The sequence below is a fragment of the Thermoflavifilum thermophilum genome, assembly GCF_900116565.1.
Lineage (GTDB): Bacteria > Bacteroidota > Bacteroidia > Chitinophagales > Chitinophagaceae > Thermoflavifilum > Thermoflavifilum thermophilum.
Window position 1 is genome coordinate 468887 of the sequence record NZ_FPCJ01000001.1, and the last position, 20396, is coordinate 489282.

Below are 20396 nucleotides of genomic sequence, written 5' to 3' on the forward strand. Positions count from 1 at the left end.
AACCAACTGGTACGCTCCTGTCATCATTTCAAGGCATCTAATTCTGAAAAATGCTGACGCTTTTGAATTTCCGGAAAAAGCAAAAATACCGGATTACGCGCAAGCGAAAAGTTCAGTTCTTTAAATGGGTTCGTGTGGCATCTCTTCGGCTGCAGCTCTGGATTGCAATTCCCGCAATTTTTCTTTTCCATAAGCCAGCCGGATGATAGATACAAACAACACCGGCACGGTGAAGATCCCCAGCAGCGTAGCTGCCAGCATGCCTCCCAGAACGGTGAATCCAATGGTTTGTCGGGATACAGCACCCGCACCCGTAGCCAATGCCAGTGGAGCCACCCCAAAAATAAACGCCAGCGAAGTCATCAAAATGGGTCTCAGCCTGAGCTGGGATGCTTCCAGGGTAGCATTTACCTCCTGCATACCTCGATCCACACGTTCTTTGGCAAACTCTACAATCAGGATGGCATTCTTGGCCGCCAACCCAATCAGCGTTACCAATCCAATTTGCGCATAGACGCTGTTCGACAGGCTGGGCGTGAAAGTCAGGGTTAAAATAGCTCCAAAGGCTGCCAGCGGCACCGCCAGCAATACGGCAAAAGGTACCGACCAGCTTTCATACAACGCTGCCAGCAACAGAAACACGAAAATCACGGAAAGCATGAAAATATAGACGGTCTTAGAACCAGCCTGGATTTCTTCGCGGCTTAAACCGGAAAACTCGTATCCGTAACCATTGGGCAATACCTGAGCCGCCACCTCCTGCAGGGCTTTGATGGCGTCGCCGCTGCTGTAACCAGGAGCTGCATTGCCATTCACTTCTGCCGAGCGAAACAGGTTGTAATGCGAAATCAGCGGAGCCGTCTCAATGGTCCGATAAGTAACCAGATTGCTCAAGGGAATCATCTGCCCCTGGTTGTTCCGCACATAGTAATCCGATAAATCATGAATGGTACTGCGGTATTGCGTATCGGCCTGGGCTACCACTCGAAAGTTGCGGCCATAAATGGTGAAATCGTTTACGTACGAACTTCCTAAATAGGTTTGTAAAGTGCTGTACACATCGGCAATGTTTACGCCCATTTTTTCACACTGGTCCCGATCTACATCCACCCGATAGGAAGGAGTATGAGCTGTGAAAAAGGTAAAAGCATTGCTGATTTCCGGGCGCTGGTTGGCTGCGGCCACAAATCGCCTGATCACCGATTCAAAAGTCTGCAGATCGTCCGTACCGGCTCTATCCTCTATTTCAAAGGTAAATCCGCCTGTTGCGCCCAGCCCCGGAATAGCGGGCGGGGGAATCACCACAATATTGGCGTCTTTGATAGCGGCAAATCGCCTTTGCAGCTGACCAATGATGGCAAACAGCTGTTCAGATTTGGACTTTCTCTCATCCCAGGGTTTCAGCTGGCAAAAGATTGTACCGCTGTTTGATTTGGTGGAAAAAGTAACCACATTCAGGCTAGCCAGCCCAGCAAAATGGCCCACACCCGGCGTCTGCTGCAGGATGTGCATAATAGAATCGAGTACCTGCACAGTCCGGGTGGTAGAAGCTGCCTCAGGTAGTTCAAAGGTGATGTAAAGCCGACCTTCATCTTCTGTGGGAATAAAACCGGTAGGCTTGTGTTTGAAAAGTAAAATAGCCGCCACAATTATGCATACGAGCAAAATGATGATGTATTTGGATGCCGCTATGGCTTTGCGAACGGCCACCGTATAGTTTAAAGTGGTTTTTCTGAACCATCTGTTAAACAGATAAAAGAACCGGTTCAATCCGCGGGAATGTTCATCAAATTCCATCGGCTTAAGCAACAAGGTACACAAGGCAGGCGTCAACGAAAGCGCCAGGAAGGCCGATATCAATACTGAAATGGCTATGGTAATGGCAAACTGCTGATAAAGTTTTCCCACAATACCCGGAATAAACCCTACTGGAATAAACACCGAAGCCAGAATCAGTGCAATAGCAATGACCGGCCCGGAAATGTCTTTCATGGCCAATATAGTCGCCTCTTTAGCCGGAATATTTCGACTGCTCATGTAATGCTCCACCGCTTCTGTAACCACAATAGCGTCGTCTACTACAATCCCGATGGCCAGCACAAAGCCAAAGAGCGTAAGCTTATTGATGGTAAAACCAAGCAGGGTGAAAAAGGTAAAAGTGCCAATGATAGAAACTGGGATGACCAGCACCGGGATCAAGGTAGCCCGCCAGTTCTGCAAAAACAGGAACACTACCAGAATCACCAGTATCAACGCCTCCAGCAGGGTAATCACTACCTCGTGAATCGAAACCTGAATGACCGATACTGCTTCAAAAGGAATCATGTAATCTACGTCGCTGGGAAATGTCTTTTTCAGTTGCTTCATGGCTTCCACCACGCCCTGATAGGTTTCCAGGGCATTGCTGTTGGGGGTTTGAAAGATGAGCAGGAAGGTAGCGCGTTTGCCATCCACGTAGGAATAGTCATCGTAGCTAAATTTACCCAGTTCCACCCGGGCCACGTCTTTCAGATGCACCAAAGCACCTGTCTGCGGGTCAGAACGAATTACCACATTGGCAAAATCTTCCGGCTTGCTGAGTCGGCTGTTGGTAAACACAGTATACTGGAAAGCCTGAGCCGTATCCTGTGGGGGCATCCCAATAGATCCAGCGGCCACCTGCAGATTCTGGGATTGCAGAGCAGCAACCACATCACCGGGCGTAAGTCCCAGAGCTGCCAGCTTATCGGGTTTTAACCAAACCCGCATGCTGAAATCCGCCCCGCGGGTAAATACATCGCCCACTCCATTTACCCGAAGCAAGGCGTCTTTTACATAAATATTCGCATAGTTGCTTAAAAATTCGGCGCTATGGGTGCCATGCGGTGAATACAGTGCCACCAGCATCAGAATGCTGGGATTTCTTTTCCGCACAGTCACGCCCAAACGTTGCACTTCCGAGGGTAGCTGCGGCGCTGCCACACTCACCCTGTTTTGCACGTCAAGTGCTGCAATATCCACGTTGGTCCCCAGGTTAAAGGTTACATTGATACTGCTGGTACCGCTGCTGGTGCTGGTACTTTGCATATACTCCATTCCAGGCGTACCGTTTACCTGGGTTTCAATAGGTGTGGTAACCGTTTGTTCTACTGTCTGGGCATCGGCACCCGTGTAGTTGGCCGACACCGTGACTACCGGTGGTGTAATGTCGGGATACTGGGAAATGGGAAGATTCAAGATGGATAAAACCCCCAGGAGGGTAATGATAATAGCTATCACGATAGCCGTGATGGGTCTCCTGATAAATACATTTGCAATCATAGTCGCCTGAATTCAATGCTGTGAAACTCCTTGCCTGAATATTAATGAGATGAAGCCGGTGCGGTGCTGGAGCGCTCAGCGGCCGCACTGGTTGACACAATCACATGAGCTCCCTGCCGCAGCCGCTGGATGCCCTGGGTAACCACTTTTTCACCTGGCTTTAATCCATCCTGCACCACATACTGGCCGCCAATCGGATAACCCAGTGCAATTTTCCGCTGCACGACGCTGTCACCCTGCACCACGTATACAAAATATTCACCCAGTTGCTCCGTGACAGCTACCTGCGGGATCAGGATGGTACTGGCCGGCAAATAATTAGCCACCCGCACATTGCAATTCATGCCATCGCGCAGCAAATTATGCCTGTTAGGTACCAGCAGGCGCACGGTAATGGTGCCGGTTTGCGGATCTACAGCCCGGTCGATGACTGAAATGGTGGCTGGTTCGGGATACAAGGTACCATCAGCAAGCTGAATCATAAACGTGGAATCAGCCCGATGCGCCGCTGCGTGAGCCAGCAGGTCAGAAAAATGGGGAATTTCTTTCTGATCAACCTGGAAATCCACTGCCATTGGGTCGTACGATGAAATGGTATTCAGCAAGGTTTGCCCGGGTGTAACCAGCGAGCCCAGCTTCACCTGCGAAATACCAATGATACCGCTGAAAGGAGCTACAATGCGGGAATATTTCAGATTCGTGGCCACCTGATTCACATTGGCCTTGGCGGCAGCCACCTGGGCTTCGGCACTTCTCAGATCAGATAGCGCATGATCGAGTGTCTGTTTGGCTATCGCATTTTTCTGGGCCAGCTCCTGATAGCGTTCTGCATCCTGCTTAGCTCTTTCCAGGTTAGCCTGGGCAACCTGCAAATTAGCAAGTGCCTGCTGGTAAGCGGCTTCGTATTGCTGACGGTCAATTTCATATAATTTCTGTCCTTTCTCCACAAATTGACCATCTTTGAAAAATATTCCCGTGATATAGCCACTCACATCGCCGTGCAGCTGTACCACATTCAGTGCTCTGATGGTTCCAGGATAAAACTGGTAATAGGTAGCAGGCTGGGTATGTACTTCTATAGCACTTACCGGTATTGCCTGCGGCATTTGTGGAGCCTGGGAGGCGCGATGGCAGCCTGCGAAGAGCAAAGCCATACCAGAACCCACTGCCAGGGTGGAGATCATTTTCATAGCAACATATCGCATTTGATTCATGGTCTATTTCGTTCTTTTTATGGTTTGACAGATGTTTGCGCAGATGAGGGATAGCCGGCAACATGAATCAGACCCATGGCTTTTTCCACGTCCAGCTTGCTGGACAGCACCTGCAGCAATGCATTTAAATAATTGAATTCAGCCGTGCGCAGATCGGTTTCCGCCGTAATGACATCCAGATAGGTTTTTACACCGGCCTGATATTGCAATGACAGGGTTTCATATACATCGCGAGCCATCTCCAGATTTTCTTTCAGGGTTTGCCAGTTATACAGATTGCTTTTGTAATTGGCCAATGCCTGTTCATATTCTGTACGAATCTGATGCTGCAAGGCCTGGATGGCCAGATCCGTCTGCTGAATTTCCAGCTTGGATATAGCAATGTTCTGGATGCGTTTGGTGCCCTGAAAAATGGGCAACGACAGCTGAATGCCGATGAGTGAATTGGGGAAACTACGGCTGTATACCTTCGAAAATTCGTCGTTCAGATAAGCCAGATTGTAATTGTAAAAAGCAGATACCGAAGGCAGGAAACTCCATTTGTTATACTGCCACTCATCTACCAACAGGCGGCGGTTGGTTTGCAGCAACTGATATTCGATGCGGTTGCTGTATTGCAGGACTTGTGTGGTATCAAACCATACGTTCTGATCCATCTGGCTGGTATCATAAGCCAGCTGAAAACTGCTATCAGCTGGGAATCCCATCAGTTGCTTCAGATACACATAAGCTACCTTTACCTGCTGAGCAATCGCCTGTCGATTGGCAATGGCATTATTCAGGGCAATTTTTGCTCTTTCATAATCAGTTTTATCTACCAGGCCCGACTGATATTGTGCATACGCATCTTCCATGCTTTTGCGCAGGCGCACGATATCTTCTTCGGCAATATCAAGCTGGCGCTGGGTAATGAGCACATTGTAATAGGCCTTGCTAACATTGACAATGGTATTGATCTCATCCTCGACAATGGATTGCGCCGTCTGCTGCTTTACATCACCTGCTGAACGGACAGCCAGCAATACATCCCGGTTGAATAAAGTTTGATTCACGGAAAACGTGAGCGTGGAAGAATTGGTAACACCCACTTTCACTTCCCGTTTGGGCCCATTGGGATTGGTAAAATCCGGGAAAACAGACGTAGGCAGCTCCAGATAATGCTGGAGGTCAAAACTTAACCCGATCTGCGGATACCAGTCGGCTAGCTTGCTGCGGATGGTATGCAGCGTAATGTCGCGATTCAGGTATGATTGTTGAAGATCAGGGCTGTGGGATAATGCATAAGCCACACAATCCTCCAGGGTTTGAATAGAACTAAGCGACTGGGTGTAAGCCTTTGGAGTGAATATGCCGGAAACAAATGCAAAACTCAAAAACAGCGTAATTCCTTTCATGCGTATGCTTTTTAACAACATCGGAGTGCCTGGTTGCGGAAAAACTTGTCATGTTCATTTGGTAATGCCTGGAACAGCATATATCTGAACTGTTCACAGGCTGCTGATCCGGCTCATTGCACGGCACAAAGGGAATTGCCCATGAACCGAAAGGAGCAGTCAAAAACGATCTGCAAATTTAGGCTGTTGAAAATGGATGATCAAAAATTCTTGATCAGTGGCTGTTATGCATACAAAATTTTTGATTGCATAAAATAAGAAATAACAATAAAATGACGTTTATATCCAGAAACCTCTTGCTTATGTTTTCCGGCAAGTTTTGGCAGCTATCCTTTTTTGGCATATGCTGGTGCATCATCCAACACATTCCTGCATTTGCACAGGATAGAAGTATAGGGATATTGGCGGGAGCCAGCAATTATACCGGAGATCTGCAATACCGGCGATACACATTCCGGGAGTCTCATCCAGCCATCGGTATTTTTTACGATCAGGAACTTGGCTCCCATCTTGCCATGCGGGGTATGTTTTCCTATGCTACGATTTCTGGCGACGATCGGTATGGAAAAGATAGCACGACTATCCTCCGAAACCTCAGCTTTCAATCGCATATCCTGGAACTGCAGGCCAACATTCGTTATCAATTATGGGATCTGCATGAAAAAGCCTTTACGCCTTATGTATTTGTAGGTCTTGCACTGTTTCATTTTAATCCCACGGCACTCGATACCAATGGTCAGCGCGTGGCATTGCGTCCTTTGAGTACCGAAGGAGAAGGGCTTGCTGCCTACCCTGATCGCAAGCCTTATTCACTTATCCAACCGGCCATTCCGTTTGGTGGAGGGCTGCTTTGGGCAATTTCGCCACGGGTAAGGCTGGGCTTGGAAGTGGGCCTTCGGAAAACGTTTACCGATTACCTGGATGATGTCAGCAAAACCTATGTGGATGAAACCACTCTGCAAAATGCGAAGGGTCCGTTGGCCGTCAGGATGGCTTTCCGCACCAACCGGCTTCCCGGCCATCAATCCGATCCCTATCCCCCGGATGGCACCATTCGCGGCAGCAGCAGATATAAGGACTGGTATTACTATTCTGCTATCACCCTCAGCATCACACTGCCCCGAAAATTCAAAAACATGCGAAACATGCGGGAAGAAATCGGCGGAAGCGGAATTCCATGTCCTCCTATGAAATAAACTAACTGAAACTTTCCTTTTTGCCGGCCAATAAATACAAGACGGCCATCCGGATAGCCACGCCGTTTTCAACCTGCTGCAGGATGATGGATTGAGGTGAGTCTGCCACTTCCGAATCCAGTTCTACTCCCCGGTTGATAGGCCCGGGATGCATGATTACGATGGGTTTCTGAAGCGCATCGATCCAGCTGCGTTTAATGCCATAATACAAATTGTATTCGCGCAGCGAGGAAAAAAGCGGGCGATTTTGCCGTTCCAGCTGTATCCGCAGCACATTGGCTACATCACACCAGGCCAATGCATCTTTAACATGATAACAAACCCTTACGTCCAGAGCTTCCTCTATGTATTTCGGAATCAGCGTGGGCGGGCCGGCCACCATTACTTCTGCACCTAATTTTTTCAGGCAGTAGATGTTGGACAAGGCTACCCGCGAGTGCATGATATCACCGATGATAGCCACCCGCACGCCTTTCACCTGCCCCAACCTTTCGCGGATGGAATAGGCATCGAGCAAGGCCTGCGTGGGATGTTCATTGATGCCATCGCCGGCATTGATCACGCTGGCCGGGATATGTCGTGCCAGAAAGTGGGGCGCACCACTGGCCGAATGCCGCATCACGACCATATCAACCTTCATGGCCAGAATATTGTGCACGGTATCAATCAGCGTTTCCCCCTTTTTTACCGAAGATACACCTGCCGAAAAATTCACCACATCGGCAGAAAGCCTTTTTTCGGCCAGCTCAAAGGAAATCCGTGTGCGGGTTGAATTCTCAAAAAATAAATTCACCACCGTAGTATCGCGCAGGGTGGGCACTTTTTTGATAGGCCGGTTCAATACTTCTTTAAACTGATCGGCAGTTTGAAAAATAATTTCAATATCTTCAGCAGTAAGATCGCGAATGCCCAGCAGGTGTTTGACCGAGAGAGACATCGGGTAGCAAAGGTAATGATCTGCATCACTCAAAGCAAATCAGAATCCATTTTCCGGGGATTTGCACCTGTTTTGCAGTGGTTTTTCCGTTGGTTTTGATAGATTTTTGCATCAGAGATAGAACCTGTTATGCATGATTCTCTTGATATCATGATCCACCCAACCGCTGTTGTGGATGAGGGCTGCGTCATTGGTGAAGGCACCAGAATCTGGCATTTTTCGCATCTTATGGCGGGTGCCCGCATCGGCAGTTCATGCCATATTGGCCAGAACGTTTTTATTGCTTCGGGTGTGATTGTGGGTAATGGGGTAAAAATCCAGAACAATGTATCGCTTTACACCGGTGTGATCATTGAAGATGATGTGTTTCTCGGGCCTTCGTGTGTATTCACCAATGTACGCAATCCTCGCAGCGAAATCAGCCGCAGGGATCAATATCAGACCACCATCGTACGAAAAGGGGCTACCATCGGGGCGAATGCAACTATTATTTGCGGCCTTGAAATTGGGAGCTATGCATTTATTAGTGCCGGAGCTGTCGTAACGCACAACGTGCCGGCCTATGCACTGATGGTGGGCTGTCCGGCGCGGCAGGCAGGCTGGGTAAGCTCCTATGGTCATCGCCTTCAGTTTGATGCAAAAGGATGGGCCGTTTGCCCGGAAAGCGGAATCCGCTACAGGCTGCAGGAAGGCCGGGTAGAAAAAATCAGCTGAAGGACGCCGTTTTCGGAAAATAACCTACGAATCAGTCTTTTCGGTTTTGGCCGATGAAACATATTGCAGCTGCTCATCGCGAGGTGTCATATGAGGCATGATGAGATGAATGAAGAACAAGGCCACCAGATATAAACTGCCGGCAACTAGGAAGGCCACAAAATACCCGCTTTTTTCACTCTGATCCAGCACATGTCCCAATCCGAAATTGGCCGCCACACTGGCCAGCGCACCTATCATGCCACCAATACCCACCACAGAAGCCGTTGCTTTCTTGGGAAATACATCCGATGCCAGTGTAAACGCATTGGCCGACCATGCCTGATGCCCACCAGCGGCGAGTCCAATCAGGAATACAGCTATCCATTCGTTGTGCGTTTGGGTGGCAAACACCACCGGCAGGATAATAATCCCGCAGATAAGCATGGCAGTTTTGCGTGCACGATTGATGGGCCAGTGCTTTTTCTTGATAAAAAAGGAAGAAAGCCATCCTCCGAAAATGCTTCCCAAATCGGCCATCAGGTAAATGATGATCAGTGGCAAAGCCAATCCTTTGAGTTCCAATCCAAACTGGTGATTCAAGAAAAAACCTCCCCAGAACAGATAAAACCACCAAACGGCATCAGGCAGCTTGGCTACGGCAAATGCCCAGGTTTCCCTGAGCGGCAATACCCGCCACCAGGAAATACGCTCGTCACTTTCCGCCTCCGAATCGCTTAAAATGTAGGACAACTCCTGTTTGGATACCTTGCGGTGCTTTTCAGGTTTGCGATAGGTGGTAAGCCAAATGATAACCCAAATCATACTGAAAACGAAAGTCACACAAAAGGCATATTGCCAGTGCCTGCCCGTGTTGCTTACGATCAGGGGAATGACCAATGGAGCCAGTACCGCCCCCACATTGCTGCCTGCATTGAAAATGCCTGTGGCCAATGCCCGCTCCTTTTTTGGAAACCATTCAGCTACAGTTTTGATACAGGCCGGAAAATTACCCGACTCGCCAATACCCAGTCCAAAACGCGCCACAGCAAAGCCAATCCAGCCCATGGTGCGGTTGACAAAGGCATGCATCAGGCTAAAAAAGCTCCAGATGCCAATAGATATAGCATATCCAGCCCTTGTGCCTACCCGATCAATAATGCCTCCCATGATCAGCATACCTACAGCATAGGCAATCATGAAAGAGATATTGATGTAACTGTACTGCGTATTGCTCCAGTGAAAAATATAATCGCGCAAAGTAGGCCCCAATACACCGATGATGCTGCGGTCCATGTAGTTGATGGTAGTGGCAATAAAGAGCAGGGCCAGGATACGCCAGCGAAAAGGACGTACTTTCTCCGCAAGCGTATCGGCCACCCGTGGTTCCAGACTCATGATTGTTGGTTTTTGATATCGTGAATGGTTTGTAATACTTCCCGGGTAAGCTTTTCGATGGTAGCGTAATCGCGCTGTTCCATCAGTTTTTTGCTGATGAGTTTACTGCCCATGCCCACAGCACAGACCCCTGCCTTGAACCAGCGTTCCAGATTTTCCTTGGTGGTATCCACGCCACCGGTAGGCATAAACCACAGCTTCGGGAAAATATCGCGGATGCTGCTGACGAATTCCGGACCCAACAGACTGCCGGGAAACAGCTTAATCAGCTGCAATCCCTGGTTTTCAGCAGCCATGATTTCTGTAGGTGTCATGCATCCGGGCGCATAAAGCAAATCATGCCCGATAGCAAAACCAGCCACCTCAGGCAGATAACCAGGGCTCACCAAAAAATCGGCCCCTGCTGCCACATATTGCTCGGCTTCTTTCAGCTGTTTAATGGTACCCACGCCCAACCACATATCGGGCATTTCCTGGTTGCGAATGGTGATCAGTGTACGAAAGTTCCGGAAAGCGGTCTCTCCGCGGTTGGTATATTCCACCGCCCGGATGCCGGCCCGGTAGATAGCCCGAAGTACCTCCGTGCTGACAGCCTCGTCTGCATGAAAATACAGGGGTAAAATACCCTGCCGAAGAATATGCTCTGTGATCTGTTGTCTGTTGGCCATTTTCCCAATGTGATTTTAAACTTTTGAAACCATCATCGCTGAACTCTTCCGCTGGCATCGCCTTTCATAAGCTGCAAAACTTCTTCCAGCGTAGCATGATTCATATCGCCCGGAATGGTATGTTTCAATGCTGATGCTGCTACACCAAATTCAGCCGCCTGCCGCATATCCATGCCGGTAATCAATCCGTAAATAAATCCGCTGGCAAAGCTATCGCCACTGCCCACACGGTCCACAATGCGTACTTCATATTTTCGGGTATGGTAAAATTCATTCCCATCATATACCAGGGCGCTCCAGCCATTATCGCTGGCGCTATAGCTTTCCCGCAAGGAGGTAGCAATGTATTTGAAACCAAACTTTTCCCGCATCTGGCGAAATACATCCTGATATCCTTCCAGATTTAGCTCGCCTTTGGTAACATCGGTTCCTTTTGCCTTGAAACCCAGCGTAGCCTCTGCATCTTCTTCATTGCCAATGCACACATCTACATACTGGCACAAGCGGGTCATCACCTCACGGGCTTTTTCTTTGCTCCAGAGTTTTTTCCTGTAATTCAAGTCAATGCTGGTGGTGATACCCTTGGCCCGGGCGGTTTTCAGCGCTTGTTCGGTTAACGCAGCAGCCTTGTCGCTCAATGCCGGCGTAATGCCTGTGGTGTGAAACCAAACGGCCCCATCCAGAATCCGGTCGAAATCGAAATCTTCCGGTCCGGCTTCGGCAATGGCCGCATGGGCTCGATCGTAGATCACCTGCGAGGCACGCATGGAAGCTCCTGTCTCCAGAAAATAAATGCCCAGCCTTTCTCCACCGCGCGCTATGTATTGGGTATCCACCCCATAACGCCGCAAGTGGTTGATAGCTGCCTGTCCAATGGGATTGTTGGGCACCTTGGTCACAAAGGTTCCCTGCAAACCATAATTGCAAAGCGCTACAGCTACATTGGCTTCGCCCCCGCCATAGGTAACGTCAAACCGTTCGGCCTGCACAAAACGCTGGTAGCCGGGCGTGGAAAGCCGCAACATGATTTCTCCAAACGTGACAACTTTTTTTGACATATAACTTCGTTTTTAAAATCTAATACGCGTTTGATGATTTGATCTACAAAACAGATTTTACTTCCACCACATCCATATCGTTGTACACCTGGTTTTCACCTGCCATCCCCCAGATAAACCCGTAGTTACTGGTACCGCATCCGAAATGAACCGACCAGGGAGGCGAGATAACGGCTTCATAGTTGGCCATGACCAGATGCCGGGTTTCCTGAGGTTGCCCCATGAAATGGAATACACGCTGGGCTGCTGGCACATCAAAGTAAAAATATACTTCTGTGCGGCGTGTATGGGTATGGGGTGGCACGGAATTCCACACGCTGCCGGGTTCCAGCATCGTGAGTCCCATCACAAGCTGGCAGCTGCGGATTCCCTCCAGGTGAATGTATTTGTAAATCGTTCTTTTATTCGCGTTTTTCTCATCCCCCGCCTGCATGGGCGCCGCATCCTGCTTTTTCATCACCTGATTGGGATAGGAAGCATGCGCCGGAGCCGACAGCAGGAAAAACACAGGCGGATCATGTGGTGAAACAGCAGCAAAGCTCACTTCGCGGGTACCTTTTCCCAGATACACGGCATCCAATTTTTCCAGCTCAAACGTCTGCCCATCGGCTTGAACCGTTCCCCGGCCACCCACATTGATGACTCCCAGCTCCCGGCGCTCCAGAAAATAGTTGGCTTTCAGTTCGGGGTGATTGGGCAGATCAAGCGGATTGGTAAGCGGACGCGCACCTCCGATGATCAGGCGATCATCATGCGCATACACCAATCGTACCACATCATCCTGCATCAGATGCTGAACCAGAAAATGCCTGCGCAATTCCTGGGTTGACATGTGCATGGTTTCTTCCGGGCTATGCGAGAATCTGATTTCCATAATCGTAAAATTTTGATATCATTTATCTGGCTAACCATCCGCCATCTACGACCACGATGGTGCCATTCACGTAATCGGATGCCCGGGAGGCGAGGAAGATGGTGGCTCCTGCCAGATCTTCGGGCACGCCCCAGCGCCCGGCAGGAATGCGATCCAGAATAGCCTGGCTGCGCACGGGATCCTGCCGAAGCGGAGCGGTATTATCGGTAGCGATATAGCCGGGTGCGATGCCATTGACCTGGACGCCTTTGGAAGCCCATTCATTGGCCAGGGCTTTCAGCAGGCTGGCAATTCCGGCTTTGCTGGCTGCATATCCGGGTACCAGAATGCCCCCTTGAAAACTCAGCAGAGAACAAGTAAAAATAATTTTCCCAGCCCCCCTTTCAATCATTTTCTTGCCTATCTCCCGCGCCAGGATAAAAGGGGCATCCAGATTAATGGCCATCACCAGGTCCCAGTCTGCATCCGGATGCTGGGCAGCGGGACTCCGCCTGATGGTACCCGCATTATTTACCAGAATATCAATGCGGTCGTGTTGATGGCTGATTCTTTCCAGAAAAGCATACACCTGTTGCCGATCGGAAAAATCGGCCTGATAAGCGGTAAACTGCCTGCCCAGCCGGCCTATTGCCGTGCGGAGTTCGTCTTCATACTGCGGCATGGATGCCGAAACCCCGATAATATCCGCCCCGGCACCTGCCAGTGCCAGCGCCATAGCCCGGCCTATGCCCTTGTTGCACCCTGTAACCAGTGCGGTTTTCCCTGTTAAATCAAATAAAGCCGTTACAGATGGATGCATCGTGTGATGATTATGTAATGATGAATGATGTAACTGCAACCGATTGCGAAAAGTACGAATTTATGTTTGAATTTACCTTTATTTCTGTTTTTAACGGCTTACAGCCTGTTCAGCATTCAATGCCGGCGTGAGTTGCTGCCAATTGAAATAATTCCGGGCATTGAAATAACAGATATCCCGGATGATCTTGCCTATCCATTCCAGGTCATCGGGCAATTCGCCGTTTTCCACCTCCCTTCCGAAAATATCGCACAACAACCGGCGGAAATATTCATGCCGAGGATAGGAAAGAAAGCTTCGGGAGTCTGTAACCATGCCCACAAAATGGCTGATCAGGCCCATATTCGACAAAGCATTCAGCTGTCGCGTCATGCCATCGAGCTGATCCAGAAACCACCAGGCCGCACCATACTGGATTTTACCCGGGAAAGAACCATCATTGAAATTGCCGGCCATTGTGGCAAACAATTCGTTGTCGGCCGGATTCAAATTATACAGGATGGTTTTGGCTAATCGGTTTTGCTGGTCGAGTTTATCCAGAAATTGAGCCAGCGCCTGTGCCTGCGGAAAATCTCCGATCGAGTCCCAACCCGTATCGGGGCCCAGTTTTTTCATCAGCCGGCTGTTGGTATTGCGCAGGGCCCCCAGGTGAAATTGTTGAATCCAGCCTTTTTCATGATCCCATTGAGCCAGTTCAATCAACAGAGCTGCCCGGAATACCCGCTGCTCAGCTGCACTCAGGTGATAACCCGAGCGAATTTTGTTGAATATCTGCTGCAATTGTCCCGGTGTGAATCCCTCTTCCACTTCAATGTATTCCAGCCCATGATCCGACACATTACAGCCATGCTGTGCAAAATAATCGTGCCGCTGATGCAGGGCAAATAGGAAATCATTCCAGCTTGCAATATGCTGATCGGCAGCAGCTTCCAGCCGGTCCACATAAGCATTGAAAGCAACCGGGTCGGCTACCTGCATGGCTTTATCCGCACGAAAAGCGGGCAATACGGGAATTTCAAATTCATCCTTCAGCTGCCGGTGATAGCGAAGATCATCCACCGGATCATCGGTGGTGCAAATCAGGGCTACATTCATTTTCCGGAGAAGACTGCGGACCCGGTATTCCGGTGTGCGCAACAAATTGCTGCAGATCTCATAAATGCGTTGAGCCGTGGATGGATTCAGCAATTCATCGATGCCAAAATAACGTTTGAGTTCCAGATGCGTCCAGTGATAAAGCGGATTTCGCAAGGTATAAGGTACGGTCTCTGCCCATTTCATAAATTTGGCTTCGTCGGGCTGGTTGCCCGTGCAATAACTTTCATCCACCCCATGGGTGCGCATAGCTCGCCATTTGTAATGGTCCCCGTAAAGCCAGATCTGGGTGAGATTGTCGAACTGATGATCTTCCGCAATTTGCTGCACGGGTAAATGGCAGTGATAATCAATGATGGGCATGCGCCTGGCTACTTCGTGATAGAGATACCGGGCCGTTTCGGTGTGCAACAGAAAATCTTCATCTAGAAATCGTTTCATCTGTTGTAAATGTTTAATTGCTGTTTAAAAATCCTCCAAACTGTTTTTGGGTCATTGCAACGATAATAGCAACCATCCGGTTAGTGGTATGGTTACAACGAAACTCCTCTTTTCCAGGGAATAAAATCTTCCTGGCCATTGCGCACAGCAGCAGGTAGTTTTTCTCCGCTGGCCACTGCGATCACATAGTCCAGGATACGGGCACCAGCCTGTTCAATGGTTTCCTCGCCATCAATAATGGTACCCGCATTCAGGTCAATGATATCGGGCATTTTCTCAAACAATGCGGTATTGCTCGAAATCTTGATCACCGGTGCAATGGGGTTACCTGTGGGCGTGCCCAAGCCGGTGGTAAACAAGACGATATTGGCTCCGGCAGCCACCTCGGCGGTGGTGGATTCCACATCATTGCCCGGTGTACAAAGCAAATTCAACCCTGGTTTTCTTACCCATTCCGGATAATCGATCACATCGGTAACCGGCGAGGTGCCTCCTTTTTTGGCTGCTCCGGCCGATTTCATGGCATCGGTAATCAATCCATCGCGGATGTTGCCCGGTGAAGGATTCATGTCGAAGCCTGAGCCCACGGCTTCGGCGCGCTTCTGGTAAGCTCGCATCAGCTCCAGAAAACGACGGGCAATGGACTCATCCACACAGCGATCACAAAGTTCCTGTTCCACGCCGCAGAGTTCCGGAAATTCAGACAGGATCACACTTCCGCCCAAAGCCACCAGCAGGTCGGAGGTATAACCAATGGCCGGGTTGGCCGAAATACCCGAAAATCCATCCGAACCGCCACACTCCAGGCCGATACAAAGTTTGCTTAAAGGTGCTGGTTCACGCCGGGCTTCATTGGCTTTCATAAGTCCCGCAAAGGTTTGCCGAATGGCATCTGCAAGCATGGTTTGCTCCAGCCCCATCTTCTGCTGTTCCAGGATGATCAGGGGTTTATTGAAATGTGGGTCCCGCCGTTGGATTTCTTCCTGCAGCATGGTGATCTGGGCATTCTGGCAACCCAGGCTGAGCACCGTGGCTCCTGCTACGTTGGGATGGGTAATATAGCCTGCCAGCAAACCGCAGAGTGCACGGGCATCATCGCGGGTACCCCCGCAGCCGCCAGTATGCTGCAGAAACTGAATGCCATCCACATGCGGGAACAGGCGTTTTTCCGGATCATAGGCAGCGTTGGCATCAAAGGAAGCCGAAAGAATGTCGCTGATGGCATGCCCTGTTTGGTATAATTCTGCCAGCTGCTGGGCAAAACGGGTATAAACTTTTGGTTTCTGATATCCCCAGGCTTCCCACATGGCATCCTTGAGCACAGCCAGGTTGCGGTTTTCGCAAAACACCATCGGCACCACAATCCAGTGATTGGCCGTACCCACCCGCCCGTCGCTGCGATGATATCCGTAGAATACCTTGTCCTTCCAGCGTGATATGTCAGGAGCCTGCCACTGGTGGGCACGTATGCCAGCTCTCAACTCCACTTCACTGGTAGCATGGCTCACATTCTGCGGGGATAGGCGCGTGCCGGCCGGTAAATCTGTTTTAGCCCTGCCTACTTTCACGCCATACATAATCACAGCATCTCCTGCCCGCAGGGGAAACATGTTGAATTTATGTTTGGCAGGAACAGGTTCGGGCAATATCCATTCTTTTCCATCCCATCGCACGTGCTCACCTGCCTGCAAGTCGCGCAAAGCCACCAGCACATTATCATTAGGATGTACCTGCAACACGGTTTTCAGTTCCCTGTCCATAGCATATTGCATTCTGTGTTATACGAAAATTGTGGAACGCAGCACCTTTTCCACCTCACCTTGCATCAGCCTTTCCAGATTGGCGTGAACTGCCTCCGCAAAACCAGGAAGGGTGTTCAGATCCTCCTGCCATAAATCGGTATTGCCCAGCACTTCCCGGACGAGTTGTTCACCCTCGGATCGTTTCCACAACTCAGTAAAATATCCCGCCCGGCTATCGCGAATCGGATAGGTTTGACCAGCCCAGTTGCCCGTATAATGCTGACCGTTGGCTTCGCCCTTCATAAAGAGCAAGTAAGCTGCAAATCCCAGTGCCATAGCCGCCGGTACCGTAACAAACCGCTGATAATAACCTTTTATCAAAGGTACGTTGCGCATGCGCATCTTTTCAGTATACTCCACCGAAATATCTATCCAATGATGCTTTAAAAACGGGTTGGCAAATCTTTCCAGTACCTGATGGGCAAATGTTTCTGCCATCTCCCGGCTGATGTCCTGACCTGTCACTACGGGCACGATTTCATCCCACATGAGCTGGTGCAGAAATGCCATCATTGCCTGATGCTGCGTGGCCTGGAATACTGTATCAAAACCCATCAGGTGTGCCAATCCGCAGCTGAAGGTATGGGTGCCATTCAACAGGCGCAGTTTCAGCTCACGGTATCGGGTAATATCGGGCGCCAATACCACGCCGCTATCGGCCTTTGCCCAGGGCAACCAGGCCTCTACCCGCGGATCGCGGGCCTCAATAGCCCAGAGTCGATAAGGCTCGGCCTGAATCATCAATTCATCCCGGTATCCCAACTGTTGCTCCAGCTTTTCCTGTTCGTCTGCCGGTAGTTTACCCGGTACTATCCGGTCAACCAATGAATTGCAGAATACACAGGCTGCATCCATCCATTGCAAAAAGGCGGCGGGCAACTGGTGCCGCTGTGCCATTTCCCTGACAATAGCCTGTAAACGATCTCCATTGTCGGGAATAAGTTCCGTGGGGATGATCACAAATCCTTTTTCAGGGTCGGCCTGATATCTGGCATACAGCACAGCCAATAGCTTACCCGGAAAGCTCCGCGGTGGATGGGCAAAAGGATTGTCGGCTGCATCCAGCCGGATGCCCACTTCCGTAGTGTTGGAAATAATCAGCCTTATGTCCTGCTGTTTCACGGCATCCAGAATACTATCCCATGCATGCTGTGCCGAAAGCACGCGGCTGATGGCCGCTTCAATCAGGTATTTCTGAACAGGACTGCCATTTTCCAATCCTTTTACACAAAGGGTATAAAGTCCATCTTGCTGGTCAAATGCATCGGTTTCACCACGGGAAGTGGATTTCACCACCAATATCCGCCCGTCGAACAGCCCGGACTTGTTAGCCCGATCAATGAAATAATCCGGAAGCCCGCGGAGCAGAACGCCCGTACCAAACTGCAATACTTTTTCAGGCAGATCCAGCAGGGCAGGATCAGGTATTTCCAGGTTGGGTTGAGGTTGAATGTGCCGCAGGGATTTTCGGTTCAACGATTCCATGATAAAAAGTCTGTTCGTTCAATATGATTGAAATTTTTGCTTTTGAGCTTGTGTCAGCAACCAATTGGCCAGATCGGCACCTGCCTGTGCATTCTGAAAGCGCGCAGGCAGCTTGCGGCCATCTGTATATTCATTGTACAACCAGGGATCGCCCACTGCCAGCACCCAGCCTTTGCCATATTTTGCACGGGCAATAATTACATTTCCTTCTTTTACCAGCACAGGCCGGGCGGGCGGCCGTATGCTCAAACTACTGATTTCTTTCATAAAAATGTGCCTGGACACCGGGAAAATATCATTTACCGGCGTTTCAAACGCCCCATCCTCATAAGCATGATCCGGAACATGATTCAAACTGTTTTCCAGAAAATGCATACCGAAGGCCGCTGCCAGCTGATTGAGATGGTAGAATTCACAATTGCCGGAATCATTGGCCATCAGCAAAAGAATACCACCGGCTTTTACCCAGCGTTGCAATACCGCAATAGATGCGGCATCTATAAAATGTGGATCGGGGGTTTCAGCCCGGGTATCGGGATCTACGATGATATATACCTGCACATGTCGCAAGGCTTTTTCCGTAGGCGCTTGCTCAAGGCTGGTGCAGGTGGCTCCCCGGTCGCGAAAGATGCGCCCCCAGAAAGAAAAACCGCTATTCTCCTCATCGCTCCAGAGATAGTGAAAGGGCTCCACCCGACCCGGTGGCCCGAACGGATCCGGACGCCATTCCCGGTTAAACCAATGATCCAGACAAACCGTAACACCTTTGCCCACCTGCATCAGCGGCAAACGGGCCATTTCCACACTGGCCATCAGAAAAGCACCCACAGCCTTGGGATCATTATTTACAATGTTCTCACTCAGGTAATAGGCATCGCTGCCATCACGGTAAGGCTTACCTCCCAGACCGGCTACACTGCAGGCACCGGTAAGCACAGGTCCATGGGGTGTTTGTTGTACAAACCGGCTTAGCAGCCCGCGGTAGGCTTTTTCTACAGCTGCTCTGTAAGGCTGCTCTGGCAATAAGCCCAGCCGCACCCCTTTAGCCAATGCATAAATAAACATGCAGGTCGCCGAAGATTCCAGATAATTGCCCGAAAGATGGGGTTTCACCATGAGCTGATACCAGCATCCCGTAGCCGGATCCTGAGCCCGAAGTATGGCAGCCGCAAAATCTTTAAACATGCTGCGCAGGGAGTCATAAGCCGGTACATTTGAAGGATAATATTCCAGCACATCCACCAATGCCATGGCCAGCCAGCCATCACCTCTTCCCCAGATATTGGGAGAGCGGCCGGTTTGCGGGTCAGCCCAACGCTCCTGGTGCGAGGCATCCCAGCCATGAAAATACAATCCTGTAGCCGAATCGCGCAGATGGTCCCGTATTAAAAAGAACTGATGAGCAATGTCCTGCAGCTGGGCCGACAAATGAGCGGAATCGCGCAGCTTCAATACATAAGCCAGATAAAAAGGCTCGGCCATATACAGGCCATCCACCCACATCTGGTTGGGATAAATCTGTTTATGCCAGAAGCCGCCTGCCGCATTTCTGGGCTGGTGCTGGAGCTGATCCCATAACCTGGCAGCTGCCAGACGATATTTGGGCTCTCCTGTAACGGTGGCCAGAAGCAATAACGCACGGCCATTGTTGATATCATCCAGCTTGTATTCCTGCGGCCGATAGGTGCGGATTTCACCCTGTTGATCCACAAAACTATCTACTGCCTGCCGGATATATTGAAAATAGCTGCCATTGGCCGTGAAATGCCAGAGTGCTGCCATGCCTTGCCACACCACACCGGTTTCATAAGCCCATTTGCCAGACGGGACAGGTTGCTGTAAGATATGTTTCGCAAATTGTTCGGCTTCTGTGAGGGCTGAATCGGCCAGCGTGGATGCAGATGTGTGAGTTTGAGCCCGACCTGCTGCCAGCCCCGGCACAAAGGCCGGGGCAAGACAGAGGCCGATTCCCATAAACCCATAAACCAAGATCGATTCCCATATCCTGTTGGCAAACTGATAGGGTGTATTTCCTTTCATCT

The 20396-nt window shown here is 50.1% G+C and carries 15 protein-coding genes; 2 read left to right on the forward strand and 13 right to left on the reverse strand.

What is annotated here, in order from left to right:
- Window positions 1-120: 120 nt before the first annotated feature.
- Genes BM367_RS01970 through BM367_RS01980 form a run of 3 tightly spaced genes read right to left on the reverse strand, consistent with a single transcriptional unit; the run spans window position 121 to window position 5908 of the window.
- Window positions 121-3300, reverse strand: coding sequence for an efflux RND transporter permease subunit (locus tag BM367_RS01970; RefSeq protein ID WP_092456977.1), 3180 nt, complete (start codon window positions 3298-3300; stop codon window positions 121-123).
- A gap of 41 nt (window positions 3301-3341) precedes the next feature.
- Window positions 3342-4490, reverse strand: a complete 1149-nt coding sequence (locus tag BM367_RS01975; protein WP_092456980.1) for an efflux RND transporter periplasmic adaptor subunit — start codon at window positions 4488-4490, stop codon at window positions 3342-3344.
- Window positions 4491-4531: 41 nt separating this feature from the next.
- On the reverse strand, window positions 4532-5908 hold the full coding sequence (locus BM367_RS01980) for a TolC family protein (protein ID WP_092460868.1): 1377 nt from the start codon (window positions 5906-5908) through the stop codon (window positions 4532-4534).
- A 302-nt stretch (window positions 5909-6210) separates the two neighbouring features.
- On the opposite strand from BM367_RS01980, the gene BM367_RS01990 reads away from it, so the two are divergent.
- Complete coding sequence (locus BM367_RS01990) at window positions 6211-7104, forward strand: DUF6089 family protein (protein WP_092456986.1); 894 nt, start codon at window positions 6211-6213, stop codon at window positions 7102-7104.
- Window position 7105: 1 nt separating this feature from the next.
- Here BM367_RS01990 and BM367_RS01995 read toward each other — a convergent pair whose 3' ends face one another.
- On the reverse strand, window positions 7106-8041 hold the full coding sequence (locus BM367_RS01995; RefSeq protein ID WP_092456989.1) for an aspartate carbamoyltransferase catalytic subunit: 936 nt from the start codon (window positions 8039-8041) through the stop codon (window positions 7106-7108).
- A 129-nt stretch (window positions 8042-8170) separates the two neighbouring features.
- On the opposite strand from BM367_RS01995, the gene BM367_RS02000 reads away from it, so the two are divergent.
- Window positions 8171-8755, forward strand: coding sequence for an acyltransferase (locus BM367_RS02000; RefSeq protein ID WP_092456992.1), 585 nt, complete (start codon window positions 8171-8173; stop codon window positions 8753-8755).
- Window positions 8756-8779: 24 nt separating this feature from the next.
- On the opposite strand, the gene BM367_RS02005 is transcribed toward BM367_RS02000, so the two are convergent.
- The 9 genes from BM367_RS02005 to BM367_RS02045 form a co-directional block, all read right to left on the reverse strand.
- Window positions 8780-10132 (reverse strand): MFS transporter, encoded by a 1353-nt coding sequence (locus BM367_RS02005; protein ID WP_092456994.1) that lies wholly within the window; start codon window positions 10130-10132, stop codon window positions 8780-8782.
- Window positions 10129-10800, reverse strand: a complete 672-nt coding sequence (locus BM367_RS02010; RefSeq protein ID WP_092456996.1) for a bifunctional 4-hydroxy-2-oxoglutarate aldolase/2-dehydro-3-deoxy-phosphogluconate aldolase — start codon at window positions 10798-10800, stop codon at window positions 10129-10131. The genes BM367_RS02005 and BM367_RS02010 overlap by 4 nt, the downstream gene beginning before the upstream one ends.
- Window positions 10801-10832: 32 nt before the next feature.
- The gene (locus tag BM367_RS02015) at window positions 10833-11858 is read right to left on the reverse strand and encodes a sugar kinase (protein WP_092456999.1); all 1026 of its coding nucleotides are present in this window, start codon (window positions 11856-11858) and stop codon (window positions 10833-10835) included.
- A gap of 43 nt (window positions 11859-11901) precedes the next feature.
- A complete protein-coding gene (kduI, locus tag BM367_RS02020) occupies window positions 11902-12732 on the reverse strand; it encodes a 5-dehydro-4-deoxy-D-glucuronate isomerase (RefSeq protein ID WP_092457002.1) in 831 nt (276 codons plus the stop codon).
- Between the two features lie 22 nt (window positions 12733-12754).
- The gene (locus BM367_RS02025) at window positions 12755-13531 is read right to left on the reverse strand and encodes an SDR family NAD(P)-dependent oxidoreductase (RefSeq protein ID WP_092457005.1); all 777 of its coding nucleotides are present in this window, start codon (window positions 13529-13531) and stop codon (window positions 12755-12757) included.
- Between the two features lie 90 nt (window positions 13532-13621).
- Window positions 13622-15067, reverse strand: coding sequence for a glucuronate isomerase (gene uxaC, locus BM367_RS02030; protein WP_092457008.1), 1446 nt, complete (start codon window positions 15065-15067; stop codon window positions 13622-13624).
- A 92-nt stretch (window positions 15068-15159) separates the two neighbouring features.
- On the reverse strand, window positions 15160-16827 hold the full coding sequence (locus BM367_RS02035; protein ID WP_092460869.1) for a UxaA family hydrolase: 1668 nt from the start codon (window positions 16825-16827) through the stop codon (window positions 15160-15162).
- 18 nt (window positions 16828-16845) lie between these two features.
- Window positions 16846-18354, reverse strand: a complete 1509-nt coding sequence (locus BM367_RS02040; RefSeq protein ID WP_092457011.1) for a tagaturonate reductase — start codon at window positions 18352-18354, stop codon at window positions 16846-16848.
- 18 nt (window positions 18355-18372) lie between these two features.
- Complete coding sequence (locus BM367_RS02045) at window positions 18373-20394, reverse strand: glycoside hydrolase family 88 protein (RefSeq protein ID WP_177224073.1); 2022 nt, start codon at window positions 20392-20394, stop codon at window positions 18373-18375.
- Window positions 20395-20396: the final 2 nt, after the last annotated feature.